This window comes from Jejuibacter sp. L23 (assembly GCF_050815825.1).
Classification (GTDB): Bacteria; Pseudomonadota; Gammaproteobacteria; order Enterobacterales; family Enterobacteriaceae; genus Jejubacter; species Jejubacter calystegiae.
In genome coordinates this window covers 570344-587451 of record NZ_CP138199.1, presented here as the reverse complement: position 1 = coordinate 587451, position 17108 = coordinate 570344, and the positions used below count along the sequence as shown (strand labels likewise).

Annotated in this window: 16 protein-coding genes and 1 pseudogene; 7 read left to right on the top strand and 10 right to left on the bottom strand. The window is 58.3% G+C overall.

Annotated features, from left to right (window positions below; genetic code table 11):
* Positions 1–22 precede the first annotated feature (22 nt).
* Both SCU88_RS02690 and mdcA read right to left on the bottom strand, forming a co-directional pair.
* On the bottom strand, positions 23–871 hold the full coding sequence (locus SCU88_RS02690; protein WP_138095512.1) for a triphosphoribosyl-dephospho-CoA synthase: 849 nt from the start codon (positions 869–871) through the stop codon (positions 23–25).
* The gene (mdcA, locus tag SCU88_RS02685) at positions 871–2526 is read right to left on the bottom strand and encodes a malonate decarboxylase subunit alpha (RefSeq protein ID WP_138095511.1); all 1656 of its coding nucleotides are present in this window, start codon (positions 2524–2526) and stop codon (positions 871–873) included. Before mdcA ends, SCU88_RS02690 begins: the two co-directional genes overlap by 1 nt.
* Before the next feature lie 251 nt (positions 2527–2777).
* On the opposite strand from mdcA, the gene SCU88_RS02680 reads away from it, so the two are divergent.
* The 5 genes from SCU88_RS02680 (at position 2778) to SCU88_RS02660 (ending at position 6588) form a co-directional block, all read left to right on the top strand.
* The gene (locus SCU88_RS02680; protein ID WP_241666580.1) at positions 2778–4115 is read left to right on the top strand and encodes a sensor histidine kinase; all 1338 of its coding nucleotides are present in this window, start codon (positions 2778–2780) and stop codon (positions 4113–4115) included.
* Complete coding sequence (locus SCU88_RS02675) at positions 4115–4744, top strand: response regulator transcription factor (protein WP_138095510.1); 630 nt, start codon at positions 4115–4117, stop codon at positions 4742–4744. The genes SCU88_RS02680 and SCU88_RS02675 overlap by 1 nt, the downstream gene beginning before the upstream one ends.
* 100 nt (positions 4745–4844) lie before the next feature.
* Positions 4845–5342, top strand: coding sequence for a GlcG/HbpS family heme-binding protein (locus SCU88_RS02670; RefSeq protein ID WP_138099134.1), 498 nt, complete (start codon positions 4845–4847; stop codon positions 5340–5342).
* 23 nt (positions 5343–5365) lie between these two features.
* On the top strand, positions 5366–6040 hold the full coding sequence (locus tag SCU88_RS02665; protein ID WP_175341544.1) for an outer membrane beta-barrel protein: 675 nt from the start codon (positions 5366–5368) through the stop codon (positions 6038–6040).
* Positions 6041–6114: 74 nt separating this feature from the next.
* A complete protein-coding gene (locus tag SCU88_RS02660) occupies positions 6115–6588 on the top strand; it encodes a DUF1348 family protein (protein ID WP_175341545.1) in 474 nt (157 codons plus the stop codon).
* 2 nt (positions 6589–6590) lie between these two features.
* Here the strand turns inward: SCU88_RS02660 and SCU88_RS02655 are convergent, their stop codons facing one another.
* The 3 genes from SCU88_RS02655 to pmbA form a co-directional block, all read right to left on the bottom strand.
* Positions 6591–7265, bottom strand: a complete 675-nt coding sequence (locus SCU88_RS02655) for a DUF2461 domain-containing protein (RefSeq protein ID WP_138095507.1) — start codon at positions 7263–7265, stop codon at positions 6591–6593.
* A 32-nt stretch (positions 7266–7297) separates the two neighbouring features.
* The gene (gene cybC / locus SCU88_RS02650) at positions 7298–7687 is read right to left on the bottom strand and encodes a cytochrome b562 (protein ID WP_175341546.1); all 390 of its coding nucleotides are present in this window, start codon (positions 7685–7687) and stop codon (positions 7298–7300) included.
* 69 nt (positions 7688–7756) lie between these two features.
* The gene (gene pmbA / locus SCU88_RS02645; protein ID WP_175341547.1) at positions 7757–9109 is read right to left on the bottom strand and encodes a metalloprotease PmbA; all 1353 of its coding nucleotides are present in this window, start codon (positions 9107–9109) and stop codon (positions 7757–7759) included.
* A 125-nt stretch (positions 9110–9234) separates the two neighbouring features.
* On the opposite strand from pmbA, the gene yjgA reads away from it, so the two are divergent.
* Positions 9235–9783, top strand: coding sequence for a ribosome biogenesis factor YjgA (yjgA, locus tag SCU88_RS02640; RefSeq protein WP_175341548.1), 549 nt, complete (start codon positions 9235–9237; stop codon positions 9781–9783).
* A gap of 44 nt (positions 9784–9827) precedes the next feature.
* On the opposite strand, the gene mpl is transcribed toward yjgA, so the two are convergent.
* Entirely contained in the window at positions 9828–11198 is a 1371-nt protein-coding gene (mpl, locus tag SCU88_RS02635) for a UDP-N-acetylmuramate:L-alanyl-gamma-D-glutamyl-meso-diaminopimelate ligase (protein ID WP_138095503.1), read from the bottom strand.
* Between the two features lie 172 nt (positions 11199–11370).
* Between mpl and fbp the strand changes: the two genes are divergently transcribed.
* Entirely contained in the window at positions 11371–12369 is a 999-nt protein-coding gene (gene fbp / locus SCU88_RS02630) for a class 1 fructose-bisphosphatase (protein ID WP_138095502.1), read from the top strand.
* A gap of 48 nt (positions 12370–12417) precedes the next feature.
* Here fbp and yjfF read toward each other — a convergent pair whose 3' ends face one another.
* The 4 genes and pseudogenes from yjfF to ytfQ all read right to left on the bottom strand — a co-directional run bounded on the left by yjfF (position 12418) and on the right by ytfQ (position 16936).
* Positions 12418–13407 (bottom strand): galactofuranose ABC transporter, permease protein YjfF, encoded by a 990-nt coding sequence (gene yjfF / locus SCU88_RS02625; protein WP_138095501.1) that lies wholly within the window; start codon positions 13405–13407, stop codon positions 12418–12420.
* The gene (ytfT, locus tag SCU88_RS02620; protein ID WP_175341549.1) at positions 13394–14419 is read right to left on the bottom strand and encodes a galactofuranose ABC transporter, ATP-binding protein YtfT; all 1026 of its coding nucleotides are present in this window, start codon (positions 14417–14419) and stop codon (positions 13394–13396) included. The genes yjfF and ytfT overlap by 14 nt, the downstream gene beginning before the upstream one ends.
* 10 nt (positions 14420–14429) lie before the next feature.
* Positions 14430–15929 carry a sugar ABC transporter ATP-binding protein gene (locus tag SCU88_RS02615; RefSeq protein ID WP_138095499.1) on the bottom strand — a complete coding sequence of 500 codons (1500 nt, stop codon included), beginning with the start codon at positions 15927–15929 and terminating at the stop codon, positions 14430–14432.
* Between the two features lie 49 nt (positions 15930–15978).
* Positions 15979–16936: pseudogene (ytfQ, locus tag SCU88_RS02610) on the bottom strand (galactofuranose ABC transporter, galactofuranose-binding protein YtfQ).
* Positions 16937–17108 lie beyond the last annotated feature (172 nt).

Sequence of the window (17108 nt, the reverse complement as noted above, 5' to 3'; positions counted from 1 at the left end):
ATTCGGTATTCCCCTTGGGGAGTTAATCTGGCTGCGCAATTCGGTCGAGTAGTAACGTGGCGGCCAGCAGGTCGGCGGCACCGCCCGGCGAGGCGTTAAGCGCCAGCATCTGGCTATCCAGCCTGGCAAGGGCCGCCCTGCCCTGTTCGCCCCCGCATCCCCCCGCCAGTAGCACCGCTCTGGCGCCGTTCTGCATCGCTTCCAGCCCCGGTAGTCCGGCGCGGGAAAGTACGCAGGTGTCGCTGAGCGAGGTCATAATGGCCATCAGCGCGTCAAGCTGCGCTTCGCTTTGCGATGCGCCCTGACGGCGGCTGCGCAGAAGCTGCGGCAGAGCCAGTTTCATGACGTGGGGGAAACCCTGCTGCGCCTCTTCCCGCGCTCCGGGAACCCGGTAGCGGCGGGTGGCGCGCAGCCCTTTACTAAACACTTTCGGCGCGGCATGGTCCGGTAACCTGGCGATGGCCGCCGCCGTTTCGGTAATGTCCCGGGGCGAGCCACTGCCGCCCAGCATCGCAGCGGCGCTCACTATCAGGCCCAGCGCCCAGATGGCGCCGCGGTGGGTATTCACCCCATCGGTTGCCGCCATCATCTGGCTTTCGCCTTCACGCCCCAGCCGCCCGACGGTCTGGCGTAGCGCGATATCCGCAGGCCGCTGCCAGCACTGGAGCGCCAGCGCCTGGAAGGTCGGTGTCAGGCTGTGAGCCGAACGCTCCATCAAAGCGAGCGTCAGGTCGTGATGGGCCCCGTTGCCCCGGCTATCCACCAGACCGGGCTTCGGGCTCAGGCGCGCTTCGTCGATAAGACTTTGCGTGGCAAACCAGGCCAGCTGGCGGGCGCGCTCCTCACTGCCTGTCTGTGGGTAGAGTTTCATTACCAGCTCCGGAATTTCGCCGGTGGGTTATAGAGGCCGTCGGACCATTCCACCAGGTCAGCGACGCTGCCTGCGGCCAGCAGTGAGCGGCTGGCATCGGTGCGACGAATCCCCATATCTTCCGGGTAGACCACTTTGCCGCTGCGGCGCAGTTCGGCCACGCGTTTGGCGTCTGCGCCAAGGCCGATATCGGTGATACCCGCCACCGCCGCCACCATGGCGCGGCGCTCTTCCAGACTTTCCGCCCGGTAGAGGTAGGCGATACCCTCTTCGGTCAGCACGTGGGTGACGTCATCGCCATAAATCATGACCGGCGCCAGCGGCATACCGGAGGCTTTCGCCACATCGACGGCATCGAGTTTTTCCACGAAGGTGGGTTTCACGCCAGCCTGGAAGGTTTCCACCATCTGCACCACCAGCTTGCGCCCGCGCTGCATTGGGTCCGGCTCGGTAATCATGTTGAGCCATGCCGGGGTGGCGTGACGGCGACCGTGAGGGTCATGGCCCATGTTCGGCGCGCCGCCGAAGCCGGAAAGACGACCGCGGGTCACGGTTGAGGAGTTCGCCAGACCATCCACCTGCAGAGTGGAGCCAATGAACATATCTACCGCGTACTGACCGGCCATCTGGCAGAAGGCGCGGTTAGAGCGCATAGATCCGTCGGCGCCGGTGAAGAAGACATCGGGGCGCGCCCGGATATACTCTTCCATCCCCAGTTCGCCGCCGAAGCAGTGCACGCTTTCCACCCAACCGCTTTCAATGGCGGGGATCAGCGTTGGATGCGGGTTCAGGGTCCAGTGCTTACAGATTTTGCCTTTCAGGCCTAACTGTTCGCCGTAAGTCGGCAGCAGCAGCTCGATGGCAGCGGTGTTAAAGCCGATGCCGTGGTTCAGGGACTGCACCTGGTGTTCGGCGTAGATCCCTTTGATGGCCATCATCGCCATCAGGATATGTTCCTGCTTAATCAGGCGCGGGTCGCGGGTGAACAGCGGTTCAATAAAGAACGGCTTATCCGCCACCACCACGTAGTCAATCCAGGAGCCCGGAATATCCACGCGCGGCAGGTCGGTCTCATCATCCACCAGCTCGTTAACCTGGGCGATAACGATGCCGTCATGGAACGAGGCGGCTTCAATCAGCGCCGGGGTATCTTCGGTGCTCGGCCCGGTGTAGAGATTACCTTTGCGGTCGGCCTTATAACCGGCCACCAGCGCAATATTCGGCGCCAGGTCTACATAAAGACGGGAATAGAGTTCGATATAGGTGTGGATGGCGCCGATTTCCATCGCGCCATCTTCCAGCAACTGGGAAATACGCAGGCTCTGAGTGCCGGAAAACGCGAAGTCGAGCTTGCGGGCAATGCCTTTCTCAAACAGGTCCAGATGCTCGCTGCGGCCGACGCTCGGCATGATCATATGCAGATCGTGCACTTTCTGCGGATTGACTTGTGCAAGCGTGCGGGAGAGGAAATCGGCCTGCTTCTGGTTGTTACCTTCCAGTACCACCCGGTCACCGGGCGCAATCAGTTTTTCCAGAATATCGGCGAGGTGTTCGGTGGGGAGCACCTTGCCCTGCACCGGGACGGACGCCATACGCCGCTGTTTCTCTGTGCGGCGCGTGTTCCAGACCCGCGCTGGGGTTTGCCCTGACAACATTGTTAACCTCCTGATTCAGCGAATCTTTATGATTTGCTTAACGTTGGTTAAAGTGTGCGCCGTGCGACCCGATCCATCAATTAACCATGGCGGCTAACCATTAGCCTGATAGTAATAATGGCGATTGATTTTTGCGATCCCGATCGCAGGAAGAGATCGTTCAGCCTGGGTGAACGGTGCGATAAGTGTGAATAGACACTGTAGTCAATAGCCGCTTTAATAAGCCTCTTTTTTCACCACGGAGGCGGGCCATGTTTAAAGGGAAGACGATGGTCAGGGCGATAATCTGGCTGCTATTGTCGCTGATCTCCTGCGGCGGGCTGGTTAACTACGCGCTACAGCAGCAGTATGAAAAGCAGAGCGAGCAGTTCCGTATTTTGTATCGCGATGTGTCGGTTAAGCTGGCCCAGAATGACGTGATCCTGTCGCTGCTTTCGGCCCATGGCGCCTTTGAGCTGGTTCAGCAGCGTTTCCCTCAGGTCATACGCTGGGAACCCCGCCCGACGGTTCGCCCCGCCGGTTCGCTGGTAAGCGCGGGCAATGGCCAGTACTGGCTCAGCGGCCAGCACTACTCCCTGCTTATCGACCTGAACCCGCTACTGGATACCCTACTTCATCGCCACCGCTTTCAGGCCTTCAGCATCAACTGGCAGCAGCAGGCGCTGATTACCCGTGGCGATGCCGGGGCGCAGTTCCACTGGCGCTGGGATAAAAAACTGGCCAGCCCTTCACAGCCTTTTGTACTGTCCGCTGGTAACGATCCCGACTGGCGCAGTATGCCGTGGCTGGTGATGCTGGCGACTCTGCTGTTCTGGGCGGCGGCGATTTACTTTAGCAGTCAGTACCGGCGCCAGAAGCGCCAGCGCGAGCTGGCAGATCTGCGCGCCCGTTTTTCGGAGCTGACGCGCCTGAACGCGCTGGGCGAGATCGCCGCCGGACTGGCCCACGAGCTGAACCAACCGCTGACTGCGACTCTGAGCTATAACCAGGCGGCACTGCGCCTGATTAACCAGCAGCAGCCGCAAAACGCCGCCCCGCTCCTGGACGCCGCCGTGGTACAAATTAAACGGGTAGCCGAACTGATCCAGGTTTTCCGCCAGCGCCTGGGCAGCGAGCAGGTACCGCCGCAGCCGGTAAATCTGGCCCGCATCTGGCGCCATACCGCTCAGCTACTGGAAACCGAACTGCGTCAAGGCAGGGTTAAACCGATCGCCCGGATCCCAGATGATTTGCCGGCTGTCGTCGCCGTTCCGCTGTATATCGAGCAGATCCTGCATAATCTGCTCAGTAACGCCATTCAGGCCCAGCAGGGAATGACCACGGGCGAGGCCTGGGTAGCCATTGCCGCCCGGCAGGAACGCGATGGCGTCGCCATTGAGGTGAGCGATGGCGGGCCGGGGCTGTCGGAACAGGCGCTGGAGCAGGTGTTTATGCCCTTTTTCACCACCCGCGAGCAGGGGCTCGGTCTGGGTATGGCGTTAACCGAAACCCTGGTACAGCGGTTGAACGGCACTATTAGCGTGCGCAATATCACCGGCCAGGGCGCCTGCTTTACGGTATGGCTGCCCCTTAAAACCACGGAGGCCTGATGCAACAGCGTATATATCTGATTGATGATGATGAGGCGATTCGCTGCTCCCTGAGCGCACTGCTGGCAACGGTGGGCTGGCAGACCGAAACCTTCGCCAGCGTGCAGCAGTTTCAGGCCGCAGTCACGGATCTGCCCGCGCTTTCCGGCTGTCTGCTGCTGGATATCCGCATGCCGGGCAAAACCGGTATGACGCTGCTGGAGGAGTGGCGCGGCCAGGGGCTGACCATTCCGGTGATCATCATGACCGGCCACGGCAATATCGACCTGTGCCGCCGGGCCTTTAAGAACGGCGCCTTTGAATTTCTGACCAAGCCTATCGATGCCGACACGCTGTTCGACACCGTAGGGGCGGCCATGGAGCAGCGCCGCCAGAGCCTGCAACAGCAGCAAAAAACCGCCGAACTGCAAACCCGGCTCGCCACGCTATCGGCCCGGGAACAGGAGGTCATCGCCCTGATTGTGGAAGGCAAAGCGAATAAGGAGATCGCCCGGGAGCTGGAACTTTCTCCCCGCACCGTGGAGGCCCACCGGGCCAACGCCTTTGCCCGGCTGGGGGTCAATTCGCTGGCGAAGCTGATTCGCCTGTATGGCGGGCTGACCCCGCCCGAAGAGGGCGGCACCAGGTAAAATTACCCAGTCTCCCTGGTATTCAACCGAATAGTGCTGACTCGCGCCCCCGTTTAGGCTGTTCCTGACGACAACAGATCAATAAGGAGTCAGGATCGTGATGAAATCTCTGGTGTTCACCGGCGCGCTGGTCGCAAGCCTTGCCGCTGCCCCCGCTTTTGCCGCTAACGTGCTGAGCGAAAAGAATCTCTCCCTTGAACTGGCCGACCAACTGGCCGCTGCGGCCATTCAGTCCTGCAGCGCGCAGAACTATAACGTGGCGGTCACCGTAGTGGATAACGCGGGCGTTATCAGAACCGTTAAACGGATGGATAACGCCGGGCCCCACACCATCGACGGCAGCAGGATGAAGGCCTTTACCGCCCTGACCACCCGTAATGCCACCAGCGCGGTAATGAAAAACGCCCAGCAAAACGCGGGCGCCGCCAATCTGAAAGATATTCCCGGCTTCCTGCTGCTGGGCGGCGGCCTGCCGGTGAAAGTGGGCCAGCAGACGATTGGCGCCATCGGCGTGGCTGGCGCACCCGGCGGTCATCTGGACGAGCAGTGCGCCCAGCAGGCGCTGGACGCGGTTCAGAAGCAGATTAATGCGGGTTAATCCCCACGGAACAGGGAACTCTGATGAAAATCAATGCGTTTGCTTCTGTTCTGTTGCTGACAGCCCTGCCGCTTAGCGTTTTTGCCAGCGAAGGCTATTACGGCACGGCCCGGCTGTTTCATGCCGATCAACCGGCCCGCGAGATGGATTCCAGCAGCCGCCCCGGCGTTGGCCAGTTCGTCAGCGGCCATGAGCGGGAACGGTTCTACAATGGCGCCTTCGCCGTAGGGTATCAGTTCGGCAACGGATGGCGTACCGAAGGGGAATATGTACTGCGTAAGGAGTCAGAGTACACCAGCGGCTCCACCGCCTTTCCGGACAGCTTTAACCACATGAAGACCGACGTCAGCCGCCTGATGCTGAACGTATATCGCGACTATCAGCTCGGTTACGGTTTTGCGCTGTACGGCACCGCGGGTATCGGGATCGCCCGGGTAAAGGTCGACGGCTGGCAGGGTAACCCTTCGCGCGACTACGCGGATTCGACCCAGGATAATTTCGCCTGGTCGCTGGGCGCAGGCGTCAGCTACAGCCCCATTGAGCGTCTGACCCTGGATCTGGGCTACCGCTATATCGATATGGGTAAGGTGGAAAGCGGCTATAACCGATTCACCAACGCCCGCGGCCTGAAGGACGAACAGATGAAGGCGCGGCTGGTTTCCAGCGAAGTGGTGCTGGGCGCGCGCTATTTGTTCTGACCCTCCGCGCTTTCTCTTACGCGCCATTCCGGCTACCTTTGATAGCAAAACCCCCAACCAAAGGTAGCCACAACATGACCGATCCACAGCGACCTCCCCTGCCCCCTTTTACCTCTGAAACCGCCATCACTAAAGTTCGACTGGCCGAAGATGCCTGGAATACCCGGGACCCTGACCGGGTCGCGCTGGCCTATACGACAGATACCATCTGGCGCAACCGTAATGAATTTATCGATGGTCGCCAGCAGGTGATAGATTTTCTGACCCGTAAGTGGCAGAAAGAGCGGGAATACCGTCTGATTAAAGAACTATGGGCCTTTGGGGAAGAGCGTATCGCGGTTCGCTTTGCCTATGAATGGCATGACGAGCACAGCAACTGGTTTCGTTCCTACGGCAATGAGAACTGGGCGTTCGATGAAAACGGCCTGATGCGCCAGCGCCATGCCAGCATCAACGATCTGGCGATTAACGAGGCCGAACGGCTGTTCCGCTGGCCTCTGGGGCGTCGGCCGGACGATCATCCGGGGCTGAGCGAGTTGGGGTTGTAGGGTTAGCGCGACTCCAGTTGCACCAACAGCTGATACAGCGGCTCCAGGCGCCGGAAGCCATCGCGAAGCAGTCCTGGCAACCGGTCGGAAAACAGCGGCGCCATATCGTAACGCTGGTCTATTAGCGCAAAGGTTTTACGGTTGGCCCATTCCGCCAGCTCCGGAGCCTGATTTTTTACCAGCGGCCGCTTGTAGGATTCCCCTTCCAAATCGAAATGTTTGCGGATCTTGCCGGCCATTTGCAGGAAACTGCGCGGGTTGTCGGCGATATGCTCGCGCAGGCGATTCATGGTTTCGCGCGAGGCGCTGTAATAGCCCATGCCGAAACGCCAGTTGTCGCTGGCGAATTCGAAAAAGAAAACCGGCGAATCGGTCCACACCTTGCGCGGGCGTTTGAAGACAATCCAGACGTTGCTGCGATAAGGGGATTTATCCAGCGAGAAGCGGGTATCGCGATGGATGCGCGAAATGGTTTTGGTCACCGAAGGGCGCACTTCGAATTGATCGTCAATAGCCAGCATATCGGCGGCCAGGTCGTCCACCAGGTCGCGCAGCGGAGCAATAATCTGCCGGTCATAGACCTCGCGGTTTTCGCTAAACCATTCCTTATTATTGTTGTGGCTGAGCTGTTGCAGAAAGTTCAGACCACCCTGAGTCAATCCCCTGAAATTACCCACATTCTCCTCCTGGATTATTCGAGTCTGGCAGATCAGCGAAACTTCTTGTGATAAGTATTACGGGTCTGCTTAAACTCTTCAGCCGCCGCCCGAGCTTCCGGCAGTTTGCCTGCGTCCGCCAACTTCAGGGCGCCGTCTATCTGGCCGACCAGCAGCGTCAGTCCCTTATGATATTCCTGGATTTCAGGGCTATCCGGCGCTTTGCCTTCCAGCTTCGGCGGCGTGGCTTTCATGGCATCCATCGCCGCTGCACGCATGGTGGTCAGCTCGGTTTTCATCTCGCTAAGGGAGTCGGTTTTCAGCACCGCTTTATAGCTGTCGTTCAGGATATCCATATCCTCTTCCAGATCCCGCGCCAGTACGCTGGCGCTGGTGGCCAGCAGTACGCAGGCGGTCAACAGAGCGATGACAGGTTTTCGCATTGCTTGCTTCCTCTTCGGTTTTTTTATTTATAAAAAAGGCCGCACAGGCGGCCTTTAGGGAGTGGGAGCTTACTGCCCGGCGATTTTCATCTCCGGCAGCAGCACCGAACCACACTGAATATTGCTACGGGTTTCGATATCGTCGCCGGTGGTGACGATATTGCGCCACATATCCTTCAGGTTACCGGCAATGGTGATTTCACTCACCGGATACTGAATTTCACCGTTTTCCACCCAGAAACCGGCGGCGCCGCGGGAATAGTCGCCGGTAATGGCGCTCACGCCCTGGCCCATCAGTTCGGTCACCACCAGCCCGGTGCCCATCTCTTTGAGCATACCGTCAAAATCCAGGCCGTGGCCCGCAATGCGCCAGTTATGGATCCCCCCGGCGTGGCCGGTGCTGTGCAGCCCCAGCTTACGGGCGGAGTAACTGGTCAGCAGCCACTGCTGCAACACGCCGTCTTTCACGATATCGCGCTGTCTGGTCGCCACTCCTTCGCTATCGAAAGGTGTGGAAGCCAGCCCCTTAAGCAGATGGGGATGCTCTTCAATGGTGAGCCAGTCCGGCAGAATTTGCTGGCCCAGCGCATCCAGCAGGAAGGTTGATTTACGGTAAACCGCGCCGCCGCTAATGGCCCCGACCAGGTGACCGAACAGACCCGTCGCCACTTCCGGCGCAAAGATCACCGGCGCTTTCATAGTAGAGAGTTTACGCGGTGCCAGGCGCGCCAGGGTACGACGTGCGCACTCTTCACCCACCCACTCCGGGCTCTTCAGGGCATCCAGCTCGCGGGAGATGGAATACGCGTAATCGCGTTCCATGCTGCCATTCTCTTCGCCAATCACGCAACTGGACAGCGAATGGCGCGACGAGCAGTAGCTCTGCAACATGCCGTGGCTGTTGCCGAACACCTTAATGCCGTAGTGGCTGTTAAAGCTGCCGCCTTCAGTATTGGTAATACGTTTATCCACTTTCAGGGCCGAATTCTCGGCGCGCGCCGCCAGCTCGATAGCCTGCTCGGGGTCGATCTCTGCCGGGTGGAACAGGTCAAGATCCGGCGCTTCAAAGGCCAGCAAATCCTTTTCCGCCACGCCCGCACAGGGGTCCGGAGAGGTATAGCGGGCGATATCGATAGCCGCCTGCACGGTCCTGTCGATAGCCTCCGGGCTCAGATCCGTGGACGAAGCGCTGCCTTTACGGTTCTGGTGATAGACGGTAATGCCCAGCGCGCCATCGCTGTTGAACTCAACGTTCTCCACCTCACCGTAGCGGGTGCTGACGCTAATACCAGTGGTTTTGGTCACTGCCACTTCCGCGCCGTCCGTACGCTGTGCCGCCAGCTCCAGCGCCTGCGTCACGGCCTGTTCCAGTGCTTTACGTTGTTGCGCTACCTGAGTGATTACTTTCATCGCCAATGCCATAATGTAAGGTGTGGGTCAGAGTCACGCCGACGGCGTGCCTAACCACAGGAAAATTAAAGACGTCTTTTTTGAGTCTAACAGAGAACTCTTTGCTAGTATTAGCCTCTTTTTTTGAGGAGCCTGAGATGACGAAACAGCATGAAGAAGAGTGGCTCGACGATGTGCCCGGCGACGAGAATGACGATGACGACGAGATAATCTGGGTCAGCAAAAGCGAAATTAAGCGCGACGCCGAAGAGCTGAAACGTCTGGGCGCCGAGATGGTCGACCTGGGGAAAAACGCCCTGGATAAGATCCCACTGGACGATGAGTTGCGCGACGCCATTGAACTGGCCCAGCGGATTAAGAAAGAGGGCCGCCGCCGCCAGCTACAGCTGATAGGTAAGATGCTGCGCAGCCGCGATGTGGACCCCATCCGTCAGGCGCTGGATAAACTGAAAAACCGCCATAACCAGCAGGTGGCGCTGTTCCACAAGCTGGAAGCGTTGCGCGACAGGCTGGTGGATGAAGGCGACGAGGCCATGACCGAGGTGCTGAATCTGTGGCCCCAGGCGGACCGTCAACAGTTGCGTACGCTTATCCGCAACGCGAAGAAAGAGAAAGCGGCCAACAAGCCGCCGAAGGCGTCTCGCCAGATTTTCCAGTATCTGCGGGAACTGGCCGAAGAGCAGTAACGACGGACTCCCCTCCCCCACAGGGGAGAGGAGATCGGGCGGGATTACGCCTGCTGCGCTTTGGCGTCCAGGGCATCCAGCAGCTTCTGATGGATGCCGCCAAAACCGCCGTTGCTCATCACCAGAATGTAATCGCCCGGCTGGGCGCTTTTCACCACCATCTCCACCAACGCATCAACGTCAGCGCTCCAGTGCGCAGGCTGGATGCAGGCATCCGCCACTTCGGAAACCTGCCACGGGATGTGGTGCGGCTGATACAGAAAGACTTCGTCGGCACGGCCCAGTGAAGGGGCCAGATCGTCCTTGCTCACGCCCATCTTCATGGTATTGGATCGCGGCTCCAGCACCGCCAGGATGCGTGCGGTACCGCCCACCTTGCCACGCAGCGCCGCCAGGGTAGCCAGAATGGCCGTCGGATGATGGGCGAAGTCGTCATAAACCGTGACGCCATTCGCTTCACCGCGTACTTCCAGGCGACGACGGGCGTTAATAAAGCTGCCCAGGGCGCGGCCGGCTTCATCCGGCGCGACGCCCACGTGACGCGCCGCGGCAATCGCCATCAGGCCGTTATGCATATTATGCTCGCCCACCAGCTGCCAGTTCACTTCGCCGACGCGCTCGCCGTCCAGCCACACTTCCCAGTGGGAAGCATCCTGGCTCACCTTCTTCGCCTGCCAGTGGCCCTGTTCGCCCACCTGCTCCTGTTCGCTCCAGCAGCCCATACCCAGTACCTGTTTCAGGTTGGCGTCGCTTTCCGGCCAGATAATCCGTCCCTGTCCCGGTACAATACGCACCAGATGATGGAACTGCTTCTGGATGGCCCGCAGATCGTCGAAGATATCGGCGTGATCGAACTCAAGGTTATTAAGAATCAGCGTGCGCGGACAGTAGTGGACAAACTTGGAACGCTTGTCGAAGAATGCGCAGTCATATTCATCCGCTTCAATCACAAAGAACGGGCTGCCGCCCAGCCGCGCCGACACATCGAAGTTGCCGGGAACGCCGCCGATGACAAAGCCTGGCTGATAGCCGCAGGATTCCAGAATCCAGGTGACCATGCCCGCCGTGGTGGTCTTGCCGTGAGTACCGGCCACTGCCACAACCCAGCGGTCGCGCAGCACGAAGTCGTGCAGCCACTGGGGGCCGGACATATAGGGAATGCCCTGTTCCAGTACCGCTTCCACGCAGGGGTTACCGCGTGTCATCGCGTTACCGATAATCACCATGTCCGGGCGCGGCTCCAGCTGCGCGGGGTCATAGCCCTCGGTTAACTCAATTCCCTGCTGTTCCAGCAGTGTGCTCATCGGCGGATAGACATTGTCGTCCGAGCCGGTGACCTCATGGCCCAGCGAGCGTGCCAGCATCGCCAGCCCGCCCATGAAGGTGCCGCAAATCCCCAGAATATGAATGCGCATAATCACTACCTTTGTTTGGTTCGGCGCACATTCTACCCATATGTCTGCGCAGTGGCACCTGATTTCAGGTTTTTCTGGTGTCTGCTGATGCGATTCACCTGAGCGCAGAGTGTTCAATGTTTGTTAAGCTAACCTCCACTTTTTTTTAACCGACTGATGCAGGGATCGTGTTATGAAGACGTTAGGTGAATTTATTGTTGAGAAGCAGCATGAGTTTCCTCATGCAACCGGTGAGCTGACCGCGCTGATCTCAGCGATAAAACTCGGCGCTAAAATTATCCATCGCGATATCAACAAAGCCGGACTGGTTGATATTCTGGGGGCCAGCGGCGCCGAAAACGTTCAGGGCGAAGTGCAGCAGAAGCTCGACCTGTTCGCCAATGAAAAACTGAAGGCCGCGCTGAAGGCCCGCGACATCGTGGCGGGTATCGCCTCTGAAGAAGAGGACGAAATTGTGGTGTTCGAAGGCTGCGAGCACGCGAAATACGTGGTATTGATGGATCCGCTGGACGGCTCTTCCAATATCGATGTTAACGTCTCCGTCGGCACCATCTTCTCTATCTACAGCCGCGTAACGCCGGTCGGCACGCCGGTTACCGAAGAGGACTTCCTGCAGCCGGGCAGCCGCCAGGTCGCAGCGGGCTATGTGGTTTACGGCTCATCCACCATGCTGGTCTACACCACCGGCTGCGGCGTCCACGCCTTCACCTACGATCCCTCCCTTGGCGTCTTCTGCGTCAGCCAGGAGCGCATGCGCTTCCCGGAAAAAGGCAACACATACTCCATCAACGAAGGGAACTACATTAAATTCCCGATGGGGGTGAAGAAGTACATCAAGTTCTGCCAGGAAGAAGATAAAGCGACCCAGCGCCCTTACACCTCGCGCTATATCGGTTCGCTGGTAGCCGACTTCCACCGTAACCTGCTGAAAGGCGGTATTTATCTCTACCCCAGCACCGCCAGCCACCCTCAGGGCAAGCTGCGCCTGCTGTATGAGTGCAACCCAATGGCCTTCCTGGCCGAGCAGGCGGGCGGTAAGGCCAGCGATGGCAAAGAGCGCATCCTGGATATTATTCCGGATAGCCTGCATCAGCGTCGCCCGTTCTTTGTCGGCAACACCCATATGGTGGATGACGTCGAGCGTTTTATTCGCGAATTCCCCGACGATTAATTTTCCCGGGTGTAAAGCCCCTCTCTCGTGAGAGGGGCTATCTTCAAATCACTCCGCCGTGGTTCGCGTCACCGGCGAACTCTGACGGTTTTCCCACAGTACGGTCAACCCGCGCTGAAGAGCGATAAACACAAACAGTAGAATGCCGATGGCGATTTTCGTCCACCAGGAGCTGAGCGTGCCGTCGAAGTTAATATAGGTTTGAATCAGCCCCAGAATCGCCACCCCGAATAACGTGCCCAGCACGGTGCCAACCCCACCGCTCAGTAGCGTACCGCCAATCACCACCGACGCGATGGCATCCAGCTCTACCCCGACGCCCGCCAGCGCATAACCGGCCTGGGTATAAATGGAAAAGACAATCCCCGCCAGCGTCGCCAGTCCGGTAGAAAGCATATAGATGCGGATGGTGGTGGCACGCGTTGAGATCCCCATCAGATTTGCCGAGGTTGCATTTCCGCCGATCGCGTAGACCTGGTTACCAAAGCGGGTACGGTGGGCAAGAAAAATACCGATAACCACCACGGCCAGCATCAGCAGCCCCATGGCGCTGAGTCGCCCGCCGCCGGGAATCTTCCACGCCAGACTGGAGAGCATATCGTAGACGGGATGATTAATGGGGGTCGAGGCTTCAGAAACCAGATAGCTGACGCCGCGCAGGAAGAACATGCCGGCCAGGGTGATGATAAATGCCGGGATCTTCAGCGCATCGATCAACAGCCCCATAAAGGCCCCGAAGGCGCAGCCCATGATCAGCACCAGTGAAAAAGCCAACCATGGCGATAACCCCCAGGTACCAATCACCTTAGCCAGAAAAACGCCGGTAAAAGCGATCACCGATCCCACAGAGAGATCGATACCGCCGGACAGAATCACAAAGGTCATTCCGACAGCGATAATTCCAAGAAAAGCGTTATCCGTCAGTATATTGCAGATAACCCGCGTCGTGGCAAAGCCTGGAAATTGCGTCAGGCAGTAGAGATAGCCCAGAACAAACACGCCCAGGGTTATCGTTAACGGCAAATTACGTTTTATCATTAGCGCGCCCCTTCTTAATCAGATTGATAAAGCGCGGCGACTGAACAATCAGCACGCAAAGTACTACCACGGCTTTCACGACCAGGTTAAGTTCCGGTGGAAAACCGGACAGCAGGATACCGGTATTCATACTCTGAATAATCAGCGCCCCAACCACCGATAGCGCCATATTAAAGCGCCCGCCCATCAGCGAACCACCGCCGATAACCACCGCCAGAATCGCGTCCATTTCCAGCCATAATCCGGCATTATTGGCATCCGCGCCGCGAATATCCGCCGCTACGATAACACCCGCGATCGCCGCACAGAGACCGCTCAGAACATAGGCCAGAATCACCATAGTTCGGGTTTTCACCCCGGCATTTTTGGCCGCCCGGATATTAATCCCCACCGCTTCAATAAACATCCCCAGCGCCGTTTTACGCGTAAGCAGCCAGAACAGCAGTAGCGTGACCAGCGTGATAATGACCGGCACAGGGAATAGCAGCAGCGAGCCGCTACCCAGCCACGCCAGGCTGGGATCGTTGAAGGTGACGATCTGGCCGGAGGTGATCAACTGCGCCACCCCGCGCCCGGCGACCATTAAGATAAGCGTCGCAACGAACGGTTGGATTTTAAGGACCGCCACCAGAATGCCGTTCCACAAGCCCGCCAGTACGCCAGAGCCCAGCGCCGCCAGTAACACCACGAAAAGGGGATATCCGGCCACCGTCATTGAGGCCGCCGTGGCGCCGGCAATGGCCATCACCGCGCCAACGGAAAGGTCGATACCGCCCGTGGCGATCACCAGCGTCATTCCAATAGCCAGCAGCGCCACCGGCGCCGCACGGTTAAGGATATCTATCGGGCTGCCAAACAGGCGGCCATCCTGTAAGACAATCTGGAAAAAGTGCGGCGCCACAAGGCTATCCACCGCCAGAATCAGCAATAGCGCCAGAATTTGCGGCGTGCCTGTGGGCCAGTTGAAGCGCCGCTTCCGCTGCCCGGTTTGAGGTATCGTCGAACCCATCACGCGTTACTCCTTATGCCGCAATGGCCGTCATGATGGCGGGAACCGACAGCTCATGCAGCGGAATTTCTGCCACCTGTTGCCTGTCACGCATAATGATGACGCGATCGGCATAACCGACCAGCTCTTCCAGCTCGGAAGAGATCACCAGCAGCGCCAGGCCGTCGGCACAGAGCGACTCCACCAGCCGGATAATTTCCGCGTGAGCGCCAACATCAATGCCGCGGGTTGGCTCGTCGAGTATCAGGAAGCGAGGTTTGGTCAGCAGCCAGCGCGACAGCAACACCTTCTGCTGATTGCCCCCCGACAGAAACTCCACCGGCTGTTCGGCGTTTGGCGTGCGAATGCCAAGCTGGCGTATAAAACGCTGCGCAATCGCATTCTGTTCTTTGCGGGAGATAGGCCTCAGCCAGCCACGCTGGGCCTGGAGCGCCAGCATAATATTCTCGCGCACCGACGCAGCGGCGATAATGCCGTCGGTTTTTCTGTCTTCCGGGCAAAAGCCGATCCCCTGGCAGGAGGCCTGCCAGGGCGACCGCAGTACCTGCGGCTTGCCTTTGATCTGCACGCTGCCGCTGTCCGCAGGCTTAATGCCGAAGATCACTTCTGCCGTTTCGGTTCGCCCGGAGCCCAAAAGTCCCGCCAGGCCGACAATCTCACCGGGACGAACCGCCAGATCGAAGGGAGCGACCGTCCCTTTCCGGCCATAATTTTTAAACACCGCAACGGGTTTATCGCTCAGTTGGGTGCGGCCCGCACGCCGTAAGGCGTTGTCCATCAGATCGCGCCCCAGCATCATTTTTACCAGCTCGATTTTCGGGAGAGAGCGGGTTTCGCGACAGCCCACAAAGCCACCGTTGCGCAACACGGTAATGCGATCGCTGACTGCGTAAACCTGGTCCAGGAAGTGCGTCACGAAGATCAGGCTAATGCCGCGATCGCGCAGCTGGCGCATCAGCGTAAACAGCCGTTCCACTTCTTGCGCATCCAGACTCGCCGTAGGTTCATCCAGGATCAGCACGCTGGCGGAAAGGGAGACCGCACGACAAATGGCGACTATCTGCTGCATCGCGACAGAAAACCGGTGCAGCGGCTCGCGGACATCGAGTGAAAAGCCATAAGAGGCCATAAGCTCGGTGGCGCGCGTCTCCATTTCTTTGCGCCTGAGCAGACCAAAGCGGCGGGGCTCGCGGCCAATAAACAGATTATCCGCCACCGACATATTCGGTAGCAGATTCACTTCCTGATACACCGTGCCGATCCCTAATTTCTGCGCGTGGGCGGTGTTTTTCGGTGAAATCGCGACATCATCCAGCCAGATGGTACCGCGATCGGGTTGATACACGCCGGTTAGCGCTTTGATTAGCGTCGACTTCCCGGCGCCGTTTTCTCCCAGCAGCGCCATAATCTCGCCGCGATTCAGGGAAAAATCGACGTTATCCAGCGCCTTTACGCCGGGAAAGGATTTGCTAAGGCCTTCGGTACGAAGGAGTGCCTGGTGTGGTTGAGTCATATTTTCCCCTCACCCTGGCCCTCTCCCCGACGGGGAGAGGGGAAAGGCTTTAGTAACCCATATTTTTCTTCTTCTCTAACTCCTCTTTCGCGGTATCCGGCAGGTAGAGGGTAGACTTTGTCATGGTCATCTTTTCTGGCAGGGTGCCATCTTTTTTGAACTTCTCCAGCGCATCGAACGCCGGGCCTGCCATGTCTGGCGTCAACTCCACGCTGGCGTTTGCTTCGCCGTCGATCATCGCTTTATAGATATCCGGTACGCCGTCGACCGAGCCAATCAGAATATCTTTGCCCGGCTTCAGACCCGCCTCTTTGATGGCCTGGATGGCGCCGATCGCCATATCATCGTTATGGGCATATACCATGCAGATGTCTTTGCCGTTGTTTTCCGCTTTGATAAAGCTTTCCATCACCTCTTTACCTTTGGTGCGGGTAAAGTCGCCGGACTGGGAGCGAACGATTTTGATACCGGGGGCCTGGCCGATAGCCTCTGCGAAGCCCTTCTTACGGTCGATAGCTACGCTGGCCCCGACGGTGCCCTGTAATTCAACAACGTTACACGGCTTGCCGTTGACCTGTTTTACCAGCCAGTCGCCAATCATTCGGCCTTCCAGAACGTTGTCCGCCGTCACCGTGGTCATATAGAGCGAGGGGGTCTTTCACATCGATGGAACGGTCGAGCAGAATGACCGGTATTTCCGCGTCTTTCGCCTCTTTTAATACCGGTTCCCAGCCAGTTGCGACGACAGGCGCGATAAAGATAGCATCCACCCCCTGCGCAATGAACGAACGTACGGCCTTGATCTGGTTTTCCTGCTTTTGCTGACCATCGGCGATTTTCAGGGTAATACCGCGCTTCTGCGCTTCAGTTTTCGCCACGTTGGTTTCTGCCGCTCGCCAGCCGGATTCCGACCCGACCTGCGAGAATCCTACGGTTAAAGAAGAGGCTAACGCCATAGACGACATGGCTGCTGAAACGGCCGTCACAAGAAGTAAACGCTTCCACATATGAGCATCCCCGTCAGTTGTTAATTATTAGTTAAAATGCCGTGCGGACAAACTATAGCCAATAGGGGAAGTGGCTTATTGCGCCACTTCACATTTCAGCAATGTGAATAAATAGTTAAATAAAAATCTGTAAGCGCTTTCACTTTGTCAGGAAAAAAACTGACTGAGTTTA

What these genes read in the sequence shown, in the direction of transcription:
- mpl (WP_138095503.1), bottom strand. Translation starts at nt 11,198, where the DNA reads ATGCGCATTCATATTCTGGGGATTTGCGGCACCTTCATGGGCGGGCTG.
- mdcA (WP_138095511.1), bottom strand. Translation starts at nt 2,526, where the DNA reads ATGTTGTCAGGGCAAACCCCAGCGCGGGTCTGGAACACGCGCCGCACA.
- SCU88_RS02665 (WP_175341544.1), top strand. Translation starts at nt 5,366, where the DNA reads ATGAAAATCAATGCGTTTGCTTCTGTTCTGTTGCTGACAGCCCTGCCG.
- SCU88_RS02660 (WP_175341545.1), top strand. Translation starts at nt 6,115, where the DNA reads ATGACCGATCCACAGCGACCTCCCCTGCCCCCTTTTACCTCTGAAACC.
- yjgA (WP_175341548.1), top strand. Translation starts at nt 9,235, where the DNA reads ATGACGAAACAGCATGAAGAAGAGTGGCTCGACGATGTGCCCGGCGAC.
- SCU88_RS02690 (WP_138095512.1), bottom strand. Translation starts at nt 871, where the DNA reads ATGAAACTCTACCCACAGACAGGCAGTGAGGAGCGCGCCCGCCAGCTG.
- cybC (WP_175341546.1), bottom strand. Translation starts at nt 7,687, where the DNA reads ATGCGAAAACCTGTCATCGCTCTGTTGACCGCCTGCGTACTGCTGGCC.
- SCU88_RS02680 (WP_241666580.1), top strand. Translation starts at nt 2,778, where the DNA reads ATGTTTAAAGGGAAGACGATGGTCAGGGCGATAATCTGGCTGCTATTG.
- SCU88_RS02615 (WP_138095499.1), bottom strand. Translation starts at nt 15,929, where the DNA reads ATGACTCAACCACACCAGGCACTCCTTCGTACCGAAGGCCTTAGCAAA.
- SCU88_RS02675 (WP_138095510.1), top strand. Translation starts at nt 4,115, where the DNA reads ATGCAACAGCGTATATATCTGATTGATGATGATGAGGCGATTCGCTGC.
- yjfF (WP_138095501.1), bottom strand. Translation starts at nt 13,407, where the DNA reads ATGATAAAACGTAATTTGCCGTTAACGATAACCCTGGGCGTGTTTGTT.
- SCU88_RS02670 (WP_138099134.1), top strand. Translation starts at nt 4,845, where the DNA reads ATGAAATCTCTGGTGTTCACCGGCGCGCTGGTCGCAAGCCTTGCCGCT.
- fbp (WP_138095502.1), top strand. Translation starts at nt 11,371, where the DNA reads ATGAAGACGTTAGGTGAATTTATTGTTGAGAAGCAGCATGAGTTTCCT.
- pmbA (WP_175341547.1), bottom strand. Translation starts at nt 9,109, where the DNA reads ATGGCATTGGCGATGAAAGTAATCACTCAGGTAGCGCAACAACGTAAA.